At 60.3% G+C, this 19054-nt stretch carries 18 protein-coding genes; 11 read left to right on the plus strand and 7 right to left on the minus strand.

Translation table 11 applies throughout. From position 1 onward, the window contains the following. Both ACIOYV_RS19945 and hslO read right to left on the minus strand, forming a co-directional pair. Nucleotides 1-589, minus strand: a 589-nt coding sequence (locus tag ACIOYV_RS19945; protein ID WP_401326331.1) for a phosphoenolpyruvate carboxykinase (ATP), incomplete at its 3' end; no start/stop codon positions are given. A gap of 182 nt (nucleotides 590-771) precedes the next feature. Next, a complete protein-coding gene (hslO, locus tag ACIOYV_RS19950; RefSeq protein WP_054616534.1) occupies nucleotides 772-1674 on the minus strand; it encodes an Hsp33 family molecular chaperone HslO in 903 nt (300 codons plus the stop codon). Nucleotides 1675-1777: 103 nt separating this feature from the next. Here hslO and ACIOYV_RS19955 point away from each other — a divergent pair, with 103 nt between their 5' ends. Then, the gene (locus ACIOYV_RS19955) at nucleotides 1778-2578 is read left to right on the plus strand and encodes a phosphatase PAP2 family protein (protein ID WP_163907731.1); all 801 of its coding nucleotides are present in this window, start codon (nucleotides 1778-1780) and stop codon (nucleotides 2576-2578) included. A gap of 128 nt (nucleotides 2579-2706) precedes the next feature. On the opposite strand, the gene ACIOYV_RS19960 is transcribed toward ACIOYV_RS19955, so the two are convergent. Beyond that, nucleotides 2707-3114 carry an RNA-binding S4 domain-containing protein gene (locus tag ACIOYV_RS19960; protein WP_123402683.1) on the minus strand — a complete coding sequence of 136 codons (408 nt, stop codon included), beginning with the start codon at nucleotides 3112-3114 and terminating at the stop codon, nucleotides 2707-2709. A gap of 116 nt (nucleotides 3115-3230) precedes the next feature. Between ACIOYV_RS19960 and ACIOYV_RS19965 the strand changes: the two genes are divergently transcribed. The 3 genes from ACIOYV_RS19965 to rimK are packed head-to-tail and all read left to right on the plus strand — an operon-like array spanning nucleotide 3231 to nucleotide 5409. Further along, nucleotides 3231-4010 (plus strand): EAL domain-containing protein, encoded by a 780-nt coding sequence (locus ACIOYV_RS19965; RefSeq protein ID WP_054047775.1) that lies wholly within the window; start codon nucleotides 3231-3233, stop codon nucleotides 4008-4010. 35 nt (nucleotides 4011-4045) lie between these two features. After that, complete coding sequence (locus ACIOYV_RS19970; RefSeq protein ID WP_177331474.1) at nucleotides 4046-4507, plus strand: ATP-dependent zinc protease; 462 nt, start codon at nucleotides 4046-4048, stop codon at nucleotides 4505-4507. Next, entirely contained in the window at nucleotides 4504-5409 is a 906-nt protein-coding gene (gene rimK, locus ACIOYV_RS19975) for a 30S ribosomal protein S6--L-glutamate ligase (protein ID WP_054047778.1), read from the plus strand. Before ACIOYV_RS19970 ends, rimK begins: the two co-directional genes overlap by 4 nt. A 130-nt stretch (nucleotides 5410-5539) precedes the next feature. On the opposite strand, the gene ACIOYV_RS19980 is transcribed toward rimK, so the two are convergent. Both ACIOYV_RS19980 and ompR read right to left on the minus strand, forming a co-directional pair. Beyond that, entirely contained in the window at nucleotides 5540-6853 is a 1314-nt protein-coding gene (locus ACIOYV_RS19980; RefSeq protein WP_401326337.1) for an ATP-binding protein, read from the minus strand. Nucleotides 6854-6956: 103 nt separating this feature from the next. After that, nucleotides 6957-7697 (minus strand): two-component system response regulator OmpR, encoded by a 741-nt coding sequence (ompR, locus tag ACIOYV_RS19985; RefSeq protein WP_054047784.1) that lies wholly within the window; start codon nucleotides 7695-7697, stop codon nucleotides 6957-6959. A gap of 360 nt (nucleotides 7698-8057) precedes the next feature. Here ompR and ACIOYV_RS19990 point away from each other — a divergent pair, with 360 nt between their 5' ends. The 7 genes from ACIOYV_RS19990 to tauD all read left to right on the plus strand — a co-directional run bounded on the left by ACIOYV_RS19990 (nucleotide 8058) and on the right by tauD (nucleotide 16448). Continuing rightward, a complete protein-coding gene (locus ACIOYV_RS19990) occupies nucleotides 8058-10382 on the plus strand; it encodes a Tex family protein (protein ID WP_401326341.1) in 2325 nt (774 codons plus the stop codon). Continuing rightward, entirely contained in the window at nucleotides 10382-10765 is a 384-nt protein-coding gene (locus ACIOYV_RS19995) for a PaaI family thioesterase (protein WP_054047788.1), read from the plus strand. The genes ACIOYV_RS19990 and ACIOYV_RS19995 overlap by 1 nt, the downstream gene beginning before the upstream one ends. A gap of 277 nt (nucleotides 10766-11042) precedes the next feature. Further along, the gene (gene gshA, locus ACIOYV_RS20000; protein ID WP_163907727.1) at nucleotides 11043-12626 is read left to right on the plus strand and encodes a glutamate--cysteine ligase; all 1584 of its coding nucleotides are present in this window, start codon (nucleotides 11043-11045) and stop codon (nucleotides 12624-12626) included. Between the two features lie 306 nt (nucleotides 12627-12932). Further along, nucleotides 12933-13910: a taurine ABC transporter substrate-binding protein gene (gene tauA, locus ACIOYV_RS20005; protein WP_054047792.1), complete on the plus strand. Its 978-nt coding sequence runs from the start codon at nucleotides 12933-12935 to the stop codon at nucleotides 13908-13910. A gap of 15 nt (nucleotides 13911-13925) precedes the next feature. Further along, nucleotides 13926-14720, plus strand: coding sequence for a taurine ABC transporter ATP-binding subunit (gene tauB / locus ACIOYV_RS20010; RefSeq protein ID WP_401326345.1), 795 nt, complete (start codon nucleotides 13926-13928; stop codon nucleotides 14718-14720). Next, nucleotides 14717-15550, plus strand: a complete 834-nt coding sequence (gene tauC, locus ACIOYV_RS20015; protein ID WP_401326347.1) for a taurine ABC transporter permease TauC — start codon at nucleotides 14717-14719, stop codon at nucleotides 15548-15550. Before tauB ends, tauC begins: the two co-directional genes overlap by 4 nt. A gap of 55 nt (nucleotides 15551-15605) precedes the next feature. Continuing rightward, on the plus strand, nucleotides 15606-16448 hold the full coding sequence (gene tauD, locus ACIOYV_RS20020; RefSeq protein WP_054047798.1) for a taurine dioxygenase: 843 nt from the start codon (nucleotides 15606-15608) through the stop codon (nucleotides 16446-16448). A 143-nt stretch (nucleotides 16449-16591) separates the two neighbouring features. On the opposite strand, the gene mgrA is transcribed toward tauD, so the two are convergent. Together mgrA and ACIOYV_RS20030 are read right to left on the minus strand one after the other, a co-directional pair. Further along, nucleotides 16592-17629 (minus strand): L-glyceraldehyde 3-phosphate reductase, encoded by a 1038-nt coding sequence (gene mgrA / locus ACIOYV_RS20025; protein ID WP_054047800.1) that lies wholly within the window; start codon nucleotides 17627-17629, stop codon nucleotides 16592-16594. Nucleotides 17630-17734: 105 nt separating this feature from the next. Beyond that, nucleotides 17735-19054 carry an LLM class flavin-dependent oxidoreductase gene (locus tag ACIOYV_RS20030; protein ID WP_401326351.1) on the minus strand — a complete coding sequence of 440 codons (1320 nt, stop codon included), beginning with the start codon at nucleotides 19052-19054 and terminating at the stop codon, nucleotides 17735-17737.

A 19054-nucleotide genomic window follows, 5' to 3' on the forward strand; every position in this document is an offset into this window, starting at 1 on the left:
CCGGCAGCAGGAAGTTTTGCACGGAGAACATGGCTTTCTTCATTTCACCGGCGTAACGCATGCCGGCGATCAGCACTTTCTTCTGTGCGAAGTTGAGGATCACGCAACCGTCGGAGTTGGTGCCGTCACGCTCAGGCACGCATTCGAAGTTGGCTACGTTGAGTACTTGCCACTCATCACGGTCAGCCGGGTTGTACTTTTCCGGGTTGATGAACAGGCAACGACCGAACAGATTCTGCCAGGCAGTCTGGGTGGTCATCTTCACGGCCAGGTAGTGGTCTTCAGCCGCACCTACATGCACGTGGGAAACGAAATGCTCTTGCGCATTGTTGAACGCCTCGACGCGAGCCCACAGGGCATCGAACTTGTCGGCCGGGAACTTGCGGTTGATCGGGCCCCAGGCGATGGAAGCCGAAGTGGACGGCTCGTCAACGATGAACCGATCGACTGGCGAGCGGCCGGTGCGGTGACCGGTGCGAACAACCAGCGCGCCGGTATCGGCAAGCTCGCCTTCACCGCGATTCAAGGCTTCTTTTACCAGATCATCAACACTCAGATCGGTGTACACGGCGTTATTGGCTTGCGTCATGAGATTCCCCGTCGGCCAGTGGCCGAGTGTGCTCCAAACGTTTTGTAGTAGAAAGTCGTGCACTACTACCGCGACAAAAAGTGGGCCGGATTATGCCAGAAAAGCCCAAAAAGAGTAGGGCCCTCCCGTCGTAACGGCGTTATTCCGGCGCCAACCAGTGAATTTACCTGCGCTGAACCGTTTTAGTGCCGGGTATCTGACGGCGTATCGACACCCGCGCCAGCGAACAATTGAGTGATATCCGCTGCATCGAACAGGTAGCGCTGGTTGCAAAACTGGCAATCAATCTCGATGTGGCCGCCGTGTTCGATCACCAGCGACTGGGCATCTTCCAGACCCAAGCTGACCAGCGCATTGGCAGAACGTTCGCGCGAGCAACTGCAACGGAAGCGCAGTCTTTGCACATCGAACAGGCGAACCTGCTCTTCGTGGTAGAGGCGATGGAGCACGGTTTCATTGTCCAGGCTGAGCAATTCATCGGCGGTCAGGGTGCTGCCCAGCGCGGTGATGTGCTGCCAGCTGGCGGCGCGTTCTTCTTCGTCTTTCAGACGGTCGGCGGGCAATTGCTGCAGCAGCAGGCCACGGGCACGACGGCCATCGGCGTACAGCCAGAAGCGCGTGCCGACCTGCTGGGACATGACGAAATAGTTGGTGAAGCACTCGGACAGGGTTTCGCCGTCGAGGTCGACGATGCCCTGGTAACGCTGGCCCTGGGTCGGGTCGATGGTCAGCGCCAGCACGCCGTTGGGCATGAGGTCGGCGAGGGTCGCGTCGGGGGCGATCTGGTCGGCTTCGTAACGGGCCAGGCCACGGATTTCGCGCTCGCTGGAGCACTCGATCATCAGCAACGGGATCGGTCCATCGGAACGCGCTTGCAGGATTAGCAGTCCATCGAACTTAAGGGTGCCGACCAGCAACGCGGCGGCGGCCATCAGCTCGCCCAACAGTTGCGCGACCGGCTCTGGGTAGGGGTGTTTTGCCAGCACTTCGGCATAGCTACGTTCCAACGCCACCAGCTCGCCGCGGGTGTCGCTGTCATCGAAGATGAAGCGTTGGGTGAAGTCGGAATCCGGTAGATCGGTCATAGGTCTGGGTATCTGAAGTGATGACAATTTAGTTACAAGTAGTGACAATTACGTCTTTGCGGCACCGCTTTGGTGCGCAATGTTCAGCCATTGGAGGCATTTTATGAACAATCCGGGTTTGTTCCAAGCAAGGTGGAACCTGCGCCGGCTGGTTTTGTGCAATTTTGTGCCTTTGGCACTGTTGGCATTCTGGTTATGGCCTACGGGTCAGATGTTGTGCGTGATTTTCGACGAGTGGCTGTTTCACCTGCTCAATGCTCCATTGGCCAGCAACCCGATATGGCTCCACATCTGGGCAATTGCAAGTCTGCGTCCATTTGATGCGGTGGTTGGGGTGATCCTGCTGACGCTGCTGATCAAAGGCGATTGGGTGTTCGATGCCATCGATGTACGCCGGGCGTTTTTCGGCTTTCTGGCGATTCTGCTGTTGCTGCTGTTTATCCGCATGCTGTTCTCGAAATTCGCCGACTACATGGACTGGCAGCACAGCAGCCCGTCGATGATGATCAACGGCGCCGTGCACATGAGCGACTATTTCCCCGAGCTTGAGAGGACGTGGCAACTGAAGGACCGCTCGAGCCAGAGCTTCCCCGGTGATCACGCTTCCGTGCTGTTGATCTGGGCGATGTTCATGACGGTATTCAGCCGTGGCACCGGACAGACCCTGACGATCTGGGGCCTGGCGCTACTGTTCATGATGCCGCGCCTGGTGGCGGGTGCACATTGGGGCCAGGACGATTACATCGGCGGCGTGTTGCTGGCGGTGTGGGCGTTGGGCTGGGGTTACTACACGCCGTTTGCGTATCACGTTTCGGAGTTTTTCCTGAAAGTGACGGCACCGCTGTTTGGGTTGCTGGGGAAATTGCCGGTGGTTTCGCGGATGAGTGTGGTGCGTAGCGCCTGATACTCCGCGGCGGCCGGCGAGCAGGCTCGCTCCCACAGGTGATCACCGAACCTGTAGGAGCGAGGCTTGCCCGCGAAGGCGTCAGCCCAGCCGACACATAAACAACTGACTCACCATAAACAACTGACTCACTCGTCGTTGCTACTGCCGCGAAACTTGAACAAATCCCGCCGCTGTTTCTTGCTCGGTTTGCCATCGGTGCTCACACCCAGCGACCCGGCCTTGCGCATCGCCGCGGCCGCTTCGCGCTTGGCGACGCTCGCTTCGGTCTCCGCATACAACGTCTGCGCCTCGGGCGCGCCACGGCGCACGATCGACAGTGCCTGGACCACCACGGTCTTTTCCTCGAACCCTACGCGGATCTGAAACTCGTCGCCAATGCGCGGTTCCTTGCCCGGTTTGCAACGCTCGCCCCGACAGTGCACCTTGCCACTCTCGATCGCCGATTTGGCCAACGCACGGGTTTTGTAAAAACGCGCGGCCCACAACCATTTATCGAGACGGACCTTGTCGTCCTCTTCCTGTTTTTGTGCCATATGAATTCCTCTATCCGCCAGTAGTCGGAACTGTACTACCGTTTCTGTCGGGCGCAAGAACTCGGCCCTCCAGATAGAATGTGATCGTGGCCGGTTCACCGGCATGGAGTGATCGAGTGACTATATTCCCCTCTTCTTTGACCTCACCCAAAACCGGTTGCCAGGGCTGCCAGCAAAGCGAGGCGCTGGGCTTCGATTTTGCCTTCGCCTACCAACCGATCGTCGACCTGCGTGACCAATCGATTTTCGCCCACGAAGCGCTGGTCCGTGGGCTGGCGGGTGAAGGCGCGTTGTCCGTGTTAGATCAGGTTACAGAAGAGAACCGTTACCGCTTCGACCAGCTCTGCCGGACCCGCGCCATCGAAGGCGCGGCGAATCTAAATATGCAGACACACTTGTCGATCAACTTCATGCCCAACGCCGTCTATCGTCCAGAGCTATGCATTCGCAGCACCCTGGAGGCGGCGAAAAAACACAATTTCCCGATTGACCGACTGATTTTCGAAACACTGGAAAGCGAGCACGTAGATAACTATCGCCATTTGACCAATATTCTGCGTGAATACCGCGAATTCGGCTTCAAGACCGCCATCGATGATTTCGGTGCCGGTTATTCGGGGCTCAATCTGCTGGCTGATTTCCAACCGGACTTGATCAAACTCGACATGGCGCTGATCCGCGATGTCGATCGCGACCGTGTTCGTCAGGCTATCGTTCGGGGGATTGTCACAATCTGTGCGGAGTTGGACGTTACAGTCATTGCCGAAGGCATTGAGAGCGCTGGTGAACGGGATTTCCTGGCGGACTGTGGAATATTTCTGATGCAGGGTTACTGGTTCGCCAAACCTGCATTCAAAGCGTTGGCTCAGGTAACGCCTGAAGCCTGGACGCGTTAATCGCCGGTTTTTTCCTATTGAAGACATTTGACCATTTGACCGTTGTCGGTCTGCGCGAGTGGGTGGCGCTCCCGGATCTGGGAGTCGCGGGCCTTCGGGCGAAAATCGACACCGGCGCCAGCACCTCCAGCCTGCACGCCACCGACATCGAGACATTCGAGCGTGACGGGCAGGAGTGGGTGCGCTTCACCGCGCACCTGGGCACGGTGGTGCAATTGCGCCACCGCCGCTGCGAGGCGCCGCTGGTGACGATGAAAACCATTAAAAGCTCCAACGGCCACGCGCAGATGCGCTACGTGGTCAGCACCACCCTGGCCCTTGGTGATCGGGTCTGGCGGGTCGAATTCACGCTCGCCTGCCGCAAGTCCATGCGTTATCGCCTGTTACTCGGTTCCAAAGCCCTGATCGACGGCCAGTTGGTGGTCAATCCGGGGATTAAATATGTACAAGACAAGCCGGTGTTCCCGGTATCTACCTCCTCCACAGGTGTTGCATGAAGATCGCTGTGCTGTCGCGAAACCCGCGTCTGTATTCCACCCGTCGTCTGGTCGAAGCCGGTATCGAGCGTGGCCATGAAATGGTGGTGATCGACACCTTGCGCGCCTACATGAACATTGCCAGCCACAAGCCGCAGATCCACTACCGCGGCAAACCGCTGGAAGGTTTTGATGCGGTGATCCCCCGGATCGGTGCCTCGGTGACGTTTTATGGCTGCGCGGTGTTGCGTCAGTTTGAAATGATGGGGGTGTTCCCGCTTAACGAATCGGTGGCCATCGCCCGTTCGCGGGACAAACTGCGTTCGTTGCAATTGCTGTCGCGCCGGGGGATCGGTTTGCCGGTCACCGGGTTTGCCCACTCGCCGGACGACATTCCCGACCTGATCGACATGGTCAACGGCGCACCGCTGGTGATCAAGGTGCTGGAAGGCACCCAAGGCATCGGCGTGGTGCTGTGTGAAACAGCGACGGCGGCGGAGTCGGTGATCGAAGCGTTCATGGGCCTGAAGCAGAACATCATGGTCCAGGAATACATCAAGGAAGCCGGCGGTGCGGACATTCGCTGCTTCGTGGTCGGCGACAAGGTGATCGCGGCGATGAAGCGCCAGGCCAAGCCTGGGGAGTTCCGCTCCAACCTGCATCGCGGCGGCAGCGCGAGCCTGATCAAGATCACCCCGGAAGAACGCATGACGGCGTTGCGGGCAGCCAAGGTGATGGGGCTGGCGGTGGCGGGTGTGGATATCCTGCGTTCCAATCACGGACCGCTGGTGATGGAAGTGAACTCGTCGCCTGGGCTGGAAGGGATTGAAACCACCACCGGCAAGAACGTGGCGGGGATCATCATTGAGCATCTGGAGAAAAATGGCGGGCCGAATATGACGCGGACCAAAGGCAAGGGTTAAACCTCAAATTTATGGCGGCTGGAAGGCCGCCTTCGCGGGCAAGCCTCGCTCCTACACGAATTTGTGATCATCTGTAGGAGCGAGGCTTGCCCGCGAAGAGGCCCGAAGCCCCAACGATGATGCCAGTCTCTTAAACCGCATCCCGAGGCAACATCAACCCCAACGGCAACCGCACCCGCGCTTCCAGCCCGCCACCCGACCGGTTACGCAACTCAACATTCCCGCCATGCATCGAAGCAATCCGCTTCACGATCGCCAGGCCCAACCCGGTGCCCTTGCCGCCCCGCGCGCGATCCCCACGGGTAAACGGATTGAAGATCGCCTCCAGCTCTGACGGATCAATCCCCGCCCCACGGTCCATCACGCTCAGCACCACATACGGCGCGCTGGTGTCGCCGGACACATAGGCTGCCACCTCAACGCCACTGCCCGCATGGTGCAAGGCGTTGCCGATCAGGTTGTTCAGCAAGCGTTTCATCGACACCCGACGCAACGGAAACGGCTGGATCGGTTCCAGGCGCAAGCGCACTTTCTCTTCGTTCTGGTTGTACGGCGCGGCGACTTCGCGCACCAGGTCGCTCAGGTCCACCTCTTCCACCGACTCGTCACGACCGTCGCGAATAAACGCCAGGAACTGATCGAGAATCGCGTCCATGTCCTCGATATCGCGGACCATGTCGTCCGACAGATCGCTGTGATCGCCCATCAACTCCAGAGACAACCGCAAACGGGTCAGCGGCGTACGCAAATCGTGGGACACCCCGGCCAGCATCAACTCACGCTCGCGACCGGCCTGCTCGACGTCTTCGGCCATCTGGTTGAAGGCGCGGTAAACCTCGGCCATTTCACTCGGCGTGTCGCTGATCGGCAGGCGCACGCTGCGGCCCTGGCCGAGTTGCCTTGCGGCATAGACCAAACGCTTCAAAGGTTGATTGAGCTGGCTGACGAAAATCCACGCCGAGGCGGTGGACAGCAAGCCGATGGCGAGGAACCAGCCGAGTACGTTCCAGATTTTCTGACCACGTAGCGGATGCGGGTACAGCGGCACTTTCAACCAGCCATCGCCCAGGCTCGGCGCCCGGACCCACAGCGCCGGCGGGGAATGCATGCGTAACCGGACTTCGGTGTCGGCACCCAGCTCCGCCTGCATCTGCCGCTGATAAATCTCGCTGTACGGCCAGTGTTGTTCGCCTTCCGGCACACCGGCGCCGACCACCCGGATCAGGGTCGCGGCATCAGCAATTTTCGCGCGGTTTTCTTCATCGGCGGCCCAATAGGCGCGCAGCGTCAGGGCGACGCCGTGGCTGTATTGGCGGTCCACCAGCACGTCCTCGTTCATCAACAGATAAACCAGGGTCAGCGCCTTGGAGAACAGCACGACGATCAGCACCAGCCACAGGGTGCGGGAGAAGAAACTCTGGGGGAACCAAACGGGGGTTTTCATGGATAACCGCTACACACTTGCAGGAGCGAGCGATGCTCGCATATTGCGGATCGCGAGTCTGCGGACAAACTCGTCCGCAAGACCCGCTCCTACAAATCGCCGATCACTTTGTGGCGGCGCCATCCGGAACGAACACGTAGCCCACGCCCCAGACAGTCTGGATGTAGCGTGGTTTGGATGGATCAGGCTCGATCATCCGGCGCAGACGGGAAATCTGCACGTCGATGGAACGCTCCAGGGCATCCCACTCGCGGCCACGGGCCAGGTTCATCAGCTTGTCGCGCGTCAGTGGCTGACGAGCGTTCATGACCAGGGCCTTGAGCACCGCGAACTCACCGGTGGTGAGCATGTGCACTTCATCGCCGCGCTTCAGTTCGCGGGTGGCCAGGGACAGTTCGTAGTCACCGAAGGTCACGCTTTCGTCTTCGCTGCCCGGTGCACCCGGCACTGGCGCAGCCTGACGACGCAGGACCGCTTTGACCCGGGCCATCAGCTCGTCCGGGTTGAACGGCTTGGCCAGGTAATCGTCGGCACCCAGCTCCAGGCCCTTGATGCGGCTCAGCTCATCACCCTTGGCGGTGAGCATGATGATCGGAATCTGATTGTTCGCACCACGCAGACGGCGGCAGGCGGTCAAACCGTCTTCGCCCGGCAGCATCAGGTCGAGAACAACCAGGTTGAACACTTCACGCGCCAGCAAGCGATCCATTTGTTCGGTGTTCGGTACGGCGCGGGCACGGTAGCCCTTGCTGACGAAAAAGCGTTCCAGCAGGCTGCTCAGCCCTGGATCGTCATCAACAATAAGAATTTTTTCGCCTTCAGCATTGTTTGCAGTGCTGCTCATTAGATGCTCCTTTTAGCTCGGCGCGCATTATGGCGTAGCTGCCGTTATACGCACCGTGTGCATTGTTAGCAGATTTTTCCTTCACTGCCAGAAAACCGGCCTTTTTGCCTACAGAGCGCAATGCCCCCGAATGACAGAACGCTGGTTATAATGCGCGGCGTTTTGTGTCAGGCAACGTCTGATCGTTACTGTGGACGGCCCTTTTTATTTTCATGGCCAGCGCAGTAATTGTTCGATTTCACGGGTCAACGGGATGCCTGTTGACCCAGGTAGCGGCGCAGGCCAGGCCGCTCAACCAGTCTCGCCGAGCCTTTATCCCTGCGCCTGCGAGCCTGCTTTCACAATTTGTCAGGTGGTTTTATGGACAGCATCAACAGCCGCATCGCCGAGGAACTCGGTGTACGCCCACAACAGGTCGAAGCGGCCGTCGCGCTACTCGATGAAGGCTCTACCGTTCCCTTCATCGCCCGCTACCGGAAAGAAGTGACCGGCAGCCTCGATGACATCCAGTTGCGGCACCTGGAAGAGCGTCTGCGCTACCTGCGAGAACTCGACGAACGGCGCATCAGCATCCTGGCGAGCATCCAGGAACAAGGCAAGCTGACCCCGCAACTCGAACGCGACATCAACCTCGCCGATACCAAGACCCGCCTCGAAGACTTGTACCTGCCGTACAAGCAGAAGCGCCGCACCAAGGGTCAGATTGCCCTGGAAGCCGGCCTCGGCGACTTGGCCGACGGCCTGTTCAACGACCCGAGCCTGACCCCGGACGCCGAAGCCGCACGCTTCGTCGACGCCGAAAAAGGCGTGGCCGACGTGAAAGCCGCCCTCGAAGGCGCCAAATACATCCTGATGGAACGCTTCGCCGAAGACGCCGGCCTGCTGGACAAGCTGCGCAGCTACCTCAAGCAGGAAGCCACTCTCAGTGCCCGCGTGATCGCCGGCAAGGAAGAGGAAGGCGCCAAGTTCCGCGACTACTTCGAACACGATGAACCGCTGAAAAGCATGCCGTCGCACCGCGCGCTGGCGATTTTCCGTGGCCGCAACGAAGGCATTCTCAGCTCCGCGCTGAAAGTCGGCGACGAACTGCCCGGCACCATGCACCCGTGCGAAGGCATGATCGGCCAGCAATTCGGCATCCAGAACCAGAACCGCGCCGCCGACAAATGGCTGGGCGAAGTGGTGCGCTGGACCTGGAAGGTCAAGCTCTACACCCACCTGGAAACCGACCTGCTGGGCGAACTGCGCGACGGCGCGGAAACCGAAGCGATCAACGTGTTCGCGCACAACCTGCACGACTTGCTGCTATCGGCCCCGGCCGGTCCGCGCGCTACCCTGGGCCTCGACCCGGGTTTACGCACCGGTTGCAAGGTCGCCGTAGTCGATTCCACCGGCAAGCTGCTGGATCACGCCACGGTTTACCCGCACGTGCCGCACAACAAGTGGGACCAGACCATCGCGATTCTGGCCGCCCTGTGCGCCAAGCATGTGGTGGACCTGATCGCCATCGGCAACGGCACCGCCAGCCGTGAAACCGACAAGCTCGCCGCTGAGTTGATCAAAAAATACCCAGCGATGAAGATGACCAAGGTCATGGTCTCCGAGGCCGGTGCATCGGTTTACTCGGCGTCGGAACTGGCTTCCAAGGAATTCCCGGACCTCGACGTGTCGATCCGTGGCGCGGTGTCCATCGCCCGTCGCTTGCAGGATCCACTGGCCGAACTGGTGAAGATCGATCCGAAATCCATCGGCGTCGGCCAGTACCAGCACGACGTGTCACAGCTGAAACTGGCGCGCGGCCTGGACGCGGTGGTCGAGGACTGCGTAAACGCCGTGGGCGTGGACGTGAACACCGCTTCCGTGGCGCTGCTGGCGCGCATCTCCGGCCTCAACGCGACCCTGGCGCAGAACATCGTCAGCCACCGCGACGAGCACGGTGCATTCAAAACCCGTGCAGCGCTGAAGAAAGTCGCGCGTCTGGGCGAAAAAACCTTCGAACAGGCCGCCGGCTTCCTACGCGTCATGAACGGCGACAACCCACTGGATTCGTCGGCGGTTCACCCGGAAGCCTATCCGCTGGTGCAACGCATTGCCGCTGAAACCGACCGTGATATCCGTTCGCTGATCGGCGACGCGAGCTTCCTCAAGCGCCTCGATCCGAAGAAGTACACCGACGAGACTTTCGGTCTGCCAACGGTCACCGACATCCTGCAAGAGCTGGAAAAACCTGGCCGTGACCCGCGTCCCGAGTTCAAGACCGCCGAGTTCCAGGAAGGCGTCGAAGACCTCAAGGACCTGCAACTGGGCATGATCCTCGAAGGCGTGGTGACCAACGTGACCAACTTCGGCGCGTTCGTCGACATCGGCGTGCATCAGGACGGTTTGGTGCACATCTCCGCGCTTTCGGAGAAGTTCATCAAGGATCCGCGTGAAGCGGTGAAGGCCGGTGATGTGGTGAAAGTGAAAGTCATGGAAGTCGACATCCCGCGCAAACGCGTTGGCCTGTCGATGCGCATGAGCGACACGCCGGGCGAGAAAATCGACGGTGCCCGTGGTGCGCGTCCGGGTTCGGCCCCGCGCCAGTCCCAGAACAGCGCAGCGCGCAAGGAAACCACGGCAGCGGCCCCGGCCAACAACGCCATGGCTTCGCTGTTTGCCAACGCCAAGCAGTTGAAGAAACGCTGATGGAAATCCCTGCAGGGCTGACCGAAAGCGCTTTTTTCAAGTTGCTGGGGTGTCGCTTGCACAGCCTGGAAACCGGGGTGGCGCAAGTCGCCCTGGGGCTTGAGCCAGAGCTGCGCAATCGCGGCGGCAAGCTGCACGGCGGGGCGTTGTTCAGCCTGGTGGACATTGCCATGGGGCTGGCGTGTTCCAGCACCCACGGCTTTGACCAGCAGAGTGCGACCATCGAATGCAAGATCAACTACATTCGCGCGGTTTCCGAGGGCGAAGTGATGTGCACGGCGCGGGTGATCCACCCGGGCCGGCGTACGTTAGTAGTTGAGGCCGACGTGATGCAAGGCGACAAACTGGTCGCAAAAGCACAAGGCACGTTCGCTGTCCTGTAGCTAGACGTCATCGATTTGAGTTAATTTCAGCGCAATGCAACCTGTGGGAGCGAGCTTGCTCGCGATGGCGGTGTGTCAGACGACGTCAATGTTGACTGACATACCCTCATCGCGAGCAAGCTCGCTCCCACAGGGTTTGCGGTGATCGATTCTTAACTGACTGGCATGAGGTCTGTGCTGCTCAAAAACCAGGCGAAAACGCCAGTTTTAACTTCACCCTTGTAGACCGTCTTGCCCACCCCCATATTGGGGCGACTGACGCGTGAAGGAATCCAACTTGAGCGAACTTCTCAACCGCCGCCTGGCTCTGCTTGGCGAGCGCGCTAACCTCTCTCTGCTCGAACAGTGCCTTCACGGCATCGAACGTGAATGCCTGCGCGTGACCGGCGAAGGTCGCCTGGCGCAAACGCCGCACCCGGAAGAATTGGGTTCCGCGCTGACCAACGAACAAATCACCACCGATTATTCCGAATCGCTGCTGGAGTTCATCACGCCTGCCCTGCCCGATCCGGCAGACACCCTGGCGAGCCTCGACAGCATTCACCGTTTTGCCTACAGCAAGCTCGGTAGCGAGTTTCTGTGGAGTCCATCGATGCCGTGCCCGTTGCCGGCCGAGGAAGACATCCCGATCGCCTATTACGGCACGTCCAACATCGGTCAGCTCAAGTACGTCTACCGCAAGGGCCTGGCCCTGCGTTACGGCAAGACCATGCAGTGCATCGCCGGGATCCACTACAACTTTTCCCTGCCGGAAAAGCTCTGGCCGCTGCTCAAAGAGGCTGAAGGCTTTGTCGGCACCGACCGCGACTATCAGTCGTCGGCCTACATCGCGCTGATCCGCAACTTCCGTCGCTACAGCTGGCTGCTCATGTACCTGTTCGGTGCCTCCCCGGCCCTGGACGCCGGTTTCCTGCGCGGTCGTTCGCACCAGTTGGAACAACTGGACCCGGACACCTTGTACCTGCCCTACGCCACCAGCCTGCGCATGAGCGACCTCGGTTACCAGAGCAACGCCCAGGCCGGCCTGACGCCGTGCTACAACGATCTGGCGAGCTACACCGACAGCCTGCGCAAGGCAGTCGCCACGCCTTACGCGCCGTACGTTGAAGTCGGCACGCACAAGGACGGTGAGTGGGTTCAGCTCAACACCAACATCCTGCAGATCGAAAACGAGTACTACTCCAACATCCGCCCGAAACGCGTGACCTACACCGGCGAACGGCCGATCCAGGCGCTGGTGGCTCGCGGCATTCAGTACGTCGAAGTGCGCTGCCTGGACATCAACCCGTTCCTGCCGATGGGCATCGACCTGACCGAATCACGGTTCCTCGACGCGTTCCTGCTGTACTGCGCGCTGAACGACAGCCCGCTGCTGACCAATGGCAGCTGCGGTAACGCGACTTCGAACTTCCTCAGCGTGGTCAAGGAAGGTCGTCGTCCGGGCCTGCAATTGCAGCGCGACGGTCAGCCGGTGGACATGAAGGAATGGGCCACCGAACTGCTGGAGAAGATTGCTCCACTGGCGGCGCTGCTCGATCAGAGCCATGGCGGCGATGCGCACAGCAAGGCGCTGGACGTGCAGCTGGAGAAGGTCAAGGATTCGTCCCGAACCCCATCGGCCCAGGTGCTGGCGGCGATGGCCGAGCACAAGGAAAGCTTTGCCCAGTTCTCCCTGCGTCAGAGCCGGGTACATGCGGAGTACTTCCGCAGTGAGCCGCTGAGCATTGAAGACCAGGCAAAGTTTGAATCGCGAGCGCGTTCGTCGCTGGCCGAACAGGCCGAGCTGGAGCAGAACGAAGTCGGCGATTTCGACGTGTTTGTCGGGTCGTATCAGGCGAGCATTCTGGCGATCAGTAACTAACCTGCAAAGCAGGTTCCCTGTGGGAGCGGGCTTGCTCGCGAAGGCGGTGTGCCAGTCAACGTTAATGTCGGCTGACACGCCCTCTTCGCGGGCAAGCCTCGCTCCTACGGTTATGCATCACATCGCTGATTCTGAGACTACCCTCAATCTGTAGGAGCGAGGCTTGCCCGCGAAGGCCGCACCGCAGTCTTCCTTAGAATTTTCCGCTCATAAGCTCATTCGAAAAAGTTATTTATTTTCGGATTCTTATATCATTTAGTCTCCTTTTCACGCCGATCCTCGGTCGCCTGACAAGGAGCTTCTCCAATGAAACTGAATTTCCCTCTTCGCCTCCTGGCGGCCGCGTCTTTGGCTGCGGCGAGTTTGTTTGCCCAGGCGGCTGACGTCACCGTCGCCTACCAGACCACCGTGGACCCGGCCAAAGTCGCCCAGGCCGACGGCGCATACGAAAAAGCCACCAACGCCAAGATCGACTGGCGCAAATTCGACAACGGGGCCGACATCATTGCCGCCATCGCTTCCGGCGATGTGCAGATCGGTTACCTCGGTTCCAGCCCGCTGACCGCCGCGATCACCCGCAAAGTTCCGGTTGAAACCTTCCTCATCGCTACCCAGATCGGCGCCGCCGAGGCGCTGGTCGCCCGCGACGGTTCCGGAATCAAGACCCCGCAAGACCTGATCGGCAAGAAAATCGCCGTGCCGTTCGTGTCCACCGGCCACTACAGCCTGTTGGCCGCGCTGAAGCACTGGAACATCGACCCATCGAAAGTCACCATCCTCAACCTCGCACCGCCAGCCATCGTTGCTGCGTGGAAACGCGGTGACATCGACGCCACTTACGTCTGGGACCCAGCCCTCGGCGTGGCCAAGGAAAACGGCAAGGTGCTGATTACCTCCGGCGAACTGGCCAAGTTCGGCGCACCGACCTTCGATGCCTGGATCGTGCGTAAAGACTTCGCCGAGAAGCACCCGGAAATCGTCACCGCGTTCGCCAAAGTGACCCTCGACGCCTACGCCGAGTACCGCAAGGATCCGAAAACCTGGCTCGCCAACCAGAGCAACGTCGACAAACTGGTGAAGCTCTCCGGCGCCAAGGCTTCTGACATTCCATTGCTGCTGCAAGGCAACGTCTACCCGCTGGCGGCTGATCAAGTGATCACCCTCGGCGCACCGACCACCAAGGCCATCACCGACACCGCCGTGTTCCTGAAAGAACAAGGCAAAGTCGAGGCCGTGCTGCCGGACTACGCCCCGTATGTCAGCGCCAAATACATCACCAACTGATCGGAGTTAACTGCGATGGCTTTGCTACAGCTGGAGCGCATCAGCGCACAGTACCCCGGCAGTCCGGAACCGGTACTGACGGATATTTCCTTGAGCCTGGGGCCCCAGCAATTGCTGGTGGCCCTCGGCCCGTCCGGCAGTGGCAAGACTTCGCTGTTGAACCTGATTGCCGGTTTCGTCGAGCCCAGCGCCGGGCGCATTACCCTTGACGGCGCGCCGGTCAAAGGCCCGAGCGCCGAACGCGGCGTGGTGTTCCAGGACGACGCGCTGCTGCCTTGGCAGGACGTGTTGGCCAATGTAGGTTTCGGTCTGGAACTGGCCGGCATCGCCAAAGACAAACGCGAAATCCGCGCGAGAGAAATGCTCGCGCTGGTGGACCTTTCGGGTTTTGAAAATCGCCGCATCTGGCAGCTCTCGGGCGGCCAGAAGCAACGAGTGGGCCTGGCCCGAGCGCTCGCCGCCGACCCGCGCGTGTTGCTGATGGACGAACCCTTCGGCGCCCTCGACGCCTTCACCCGCGAACAGATGCAGGAGCTGCTGCTGCAAGTCTGGCAGCGCACCGCCAAACCGGTATTCCTGATTACCCACGACATCGAAGAAGCGGTGTTCCTCGCCACGGATCTGATTCTGCTGGCGCCGAACCCCGGGCAAATCGTCGAGCGTTTGAGCCTGGATTTCGGTCAGCGTTATTCCGCTGGCGAGTCGGCACGGGCGATCAAATCCGACCCGCGCTTTATCGAAACCCGCGAACACGTGCTCGCCAAAGTGTTCTCCCAACGCAGCGCCGCCACGCGGCAGGAGCGCGCATGAGCAGCTATGAAGTTCCGGCCGTGACGGTGAAACCCGGTTCAACGGTGATTCCGGTGCGTCGCAGTCTCAACACTCGCTGGATCAGCGTGCTGACGCTGTTCGCTTTGGTGTTTATCTGGTGGGCTGTCACGGCCACTGGAATGATCGAACCCCTGTTCCTGCCGCCGCCCTCCTCCGTGCTGCAAAAAGGTTGGTTGCTGGCGACCACGGGCTACATGGATTCAACCTTGTGGCAGCATTTGGGCGCGAGCCTGAGTCGCATTGGGCTGGGCCTTGGCTTCGCGGTACTGACCGCCGTGCCGGTCGGGATTGCCATCGGTCACAACCGCATCGCGCGCGGGATTCTCGATCCGCTGATCGAGTTCTACCGCCCGATTCCACCGCTGGCCTACCTGCCACTGATCGTAATCTGGTGCGGTATCGGTGAGTTGTCGAAAGTCTTGCTGATCTACCTGGCGATCTTCGCGCCGATTGCCATCGCCACCGCGACGGGCGTACGCACGGTCGATCCGGCCAAGTTGCGCGCCGCGCAGTCGTTAGGCGCGACCCGGGCGCAGCTGATTCGGCATGTGATTCTGCCGAGTGCGCTGCCGGATATTTTGACCGGCGTGCGGATTGGTCTGGGCGTGGGTTGGTCGACGCTGGTTGCCGCCGAGTTGATCGCCGCCACCAGCGGCCTGGGCTTTATGGTGCAGTCGGCTGCGCAGTTCCTGGTCACCGATGTGGTGGTGCTGGGGATTCTGGTGATCGCACTGATCGCCTTTGCCATGGAAATGGGCCTGCGCGCACTGCAACGCAAACTGGTGCCGTGGCACGGCCAGGCGCACTGAAGATTTGTCATTGACCATGCCAACAGCTTGGCACCCAAGATTGAAGAGAACCACCATGAGCAACTTGACCATCGTCCCTCTAAGCTCGGCCCTCGGTGCGCAAATCAGCGGCATCGACATCAGCCAGCCGCTGGACCAGGAACAGCGCGACGCCATCGAACAGGCGCTGCTCAAACACCAAGTACTGTTCTTTCGCGACCAGCCGATCACGCCGCAGCAACAAGCGCGATTCGCCGCGAATTTCGGCGACCTGCACATTCATCCGATCTACCCGAACGTGCCGGAACAACCGGAAGTGCTGATCCTCGACACCGCCGTCACCGACGTGCGCGACAACGCGATCTGGCACACCGACGTGACCTTCCTGCCAACCCCGGCCCTGGGCGCGGTACTCAGCGCCAAGTTGCTTCCGGAGTTCGGCGGCGACACCTTGTGGGCCAGCGGGATCGCGGCGTATGAGGCGTTGTCGGCGCCGATGAAAACCTTGCTCGAAGGCCTGACCGCGACTCACGATTTCACGCGCTCATTTCCGCTGGAACGCTATGGCAACACGCCTGAGGCATTGGCGCAGTGGGAAGAAGCCCGGCGCAAGAATCCGCCGCTGTCGCACCCGGTGATCCGTACGCACCCGGTGAGCGGGCGCCGTTCGCTGTTCGTCAATGAAGGGTTCACGTCGAAGATCAATGAATTGTCGGAGACCGAAAGCGAGGCGATTCTGAAGCTGCTGTTCGCCCACGCGACCCGGCCGGAATTCACCATTCGCTGGCGCTGGCAGAAGGACGACGTGGCGTTCTGGGATAACCGCGTGACCCAGCATTACGCGGTGGACGACTACCGCCCGGCGCGGCGGGTGATGCAGCGGGCGACGGTGTTGGGGGATGTGCCGTTTTTTCGGTGAGCATTGATTTCTTCATTGCCCGATCTGGCCCCATCGCGAGCAAGCTCGCTCCCACAGTGGATCTGCGTTGATGCAAAACCTGTGGGAGCGAGCTTGCTCGCGATGGCGATCCAAAAGGCGCCGGAAGATCCAGCGCCAAACACTTACTCAGCCGTCGAAGGCTTCTCCCAAAGATTGATCCCGCCTTCCTGGGCAAACCGATCGATCTCCGCCAACTCTTCCGCGCTAAAGCTCAGGTTCTTCAACGCACCGACGTTTTCGATAATCTGCTCCGGCCGGCTCGCACCGATCAGGGCCGAGGTCACGCGTGGGTCGCGCAGGGTCCAGGCCAACGCCAGTTGCGCCAGGCTCTGGCCGCGACGCTTGGCGATTTCGTTGAGCCCACGCACATGGGCGATGTTGGCTTCGGACAGATGCGATTCCTGCAACGAACCACCGCCCGGACGATTGACCCGCGCGTCCTTCGGAATGCCGTTGAGGTATTTGTCGGTCAACAGCCCCTGGGCCAACGGAGTGAAGGCAATCACGCCGGCGCCGAGTTCGTCGGTGACGTCCAGCAGATCCTTTTCCACCCAGCGATTGAGCAGGTTGTAGGCCGGTTGGTGAATCAGCAGCGGCACTTTCCACTCTTGCAACAGCGCGGCGATTTCGCGGGTTTTTACCCCGGAATACGACGAGATGCCGATGTACAACGCCTTGCCCTGCTGCACCGCAGTGGCCAATGCGCTGGCGGTTTCTTCCAGTGGGGTGTCCGGATCGAAGCGGTGGGAGTAGAAAATATCCACATAATCGAGGCCCAGGCGTTGCAGGCTCTGGTCGAGGCTGGCCAGCACGTATTTGCGCGAACCGCCCCCCTGGCCGTACGGGCCTGGCCACATGTCCCAACCGGCCTTGCTGGAGATGATCAGCTCGTCGCGGTACTGCTTGAAGTCTTCGCGCAGCAGGCGACCGAAGTTGATTTCGGCGCTGCCATACGGCGGGCCGTAGTTGTTGGCCAGGTCGAAGTGGTTGATGCCCAGGTCGAATGCGGTGCGCAGCAACGAGCGCTGGGTGTCGATCGGCGTGCTGTCGCCGAAGTTATGCCACAGGCCCAGGGACAGCGCCGGCAGCACCAGCCCGCTGCGGCCTACGCGGCGGTAAGGGATGGAGTCATAGCGGTTTTCGGCAGCGGTGTAAGTCATCGAATCCTCTCTTGTCTGTTTTGTCTGGAGTCTGTGGGAGCCAAGCTTGCTGGCGAAGGCGTATTCAAGATTGCCTTCGCGGGCAAGCCTCGCTCCTACAGGGTGTTACGTAAATCTATTGCCTGGCCTGGCGAGCCCAAGGTTCTGGCGCAAGGTCCGGCCTTCGTACTCTGTTCTGAACAAGCCTCGGCGTTGCAGTTCCGGAACCACGCCATTGGCAAAGTCTTCCAGCCCACCCGGCAGATGCGGCACCAACACGTTGAAGCCATCCGCCGCGCCCTGTTCGAACCATTCCTGCAAACGGTCGGCAATCTGTACCGGCGTGCCCACCAGGCTGTAATGCCCACGGCCACCGGCAATCTTGCGGCCCAGTTCAGCGAGGCTGAGGTTTTCCCGGCCTGCCAGTTCGGTCAGCAGTTTCTGACGGCTTTGCTGGCCGCTTTCGGTCAATGGTAATTCCGGCAGCGGTCCGTCCAACGGGTACTTCGACAAGTCGAAGTTGCCCAGCATACGCCCAAGTAATGCGACGCCAACCCCGGGTTCGACTAATTGCTGAAACGTTTCATATTTCTCCTGCGCTTCGCTTTCGGTCTGCCCGACGACCACAAAAACACCGGGCATGATTTTCAGCGAATCGTCACTGCGACCGTAGCGACTCAAGCGTCCTTTGAGGTCCGTATAAAACGCTTGGGCATTGGCCAGAGAAGTCTGCGCGGTGAACACCACTTCAGCAGTTTGCGCCGCCAGTTCACGACCGAGCTCGGAAGAACCGGCCTGCACAATCACCGGTTGTCCCTGGGGTGAGCGCGCCACGTTCAGCGGGCCTTTGACCCGGAAGTACTCACCGACATGATCCAGTACGTGTACTTTTTCCGGGTGGTAGTACGTACCGCTGGCTTTGTCGCGCACGAAGGCATCGTCCTGCCAACTGTCCCAGAGTCCGGTGACCACCTGATAAAACTCCCGGGCCCGGCAGTAGCGGTCGGCGTGACCGATATGCTCGTCACGACCGAAATTTTGCGCTTCGGCGGCATTGTCGGAAGTCACCAGATTCCACCCCGAGCGCCCCCCGGAAAGATGGTCCAGGGAAGCGAACTTTCGTGCTACGTGGTACGGCTGGTTATAGCTGGTTGTAGCGGTGGCAATCAGCCCGAGACGCTCAGTCACAGCGCTCAATGCAGCGAGCAAAGTCAGGGGTTCAAAGTGGTCTGAGCGCGCCATGTGGCTGGCAATCGCTCCGGTTGGAGCCGCCAGGCTGTCGGCGATGAACAACGCGTCAAACTTCGCCGCCTCGGCGATCTGCGCCAGGTGCTTGTAGTGGGCGAAGTCGAGTCCGGCGTCGGCCGGCACGTCGGGATGACGCCAGGCAGCGACGTGGTGCCCGGTGGCCATCAGGAACGCGCCAAGCTTGAGCTGTCGAGACAT

The organism is Pseudomonas sp. NPDC087342 (genome assembly GCF_044744265.1).
GTDB lineage: Bacteria > Pseudomonadota > Gammaproteobacteria > Pseudomonadales > Pseudomonadaceae > Aquipseudomonas > Aquipseudomonas nunensis.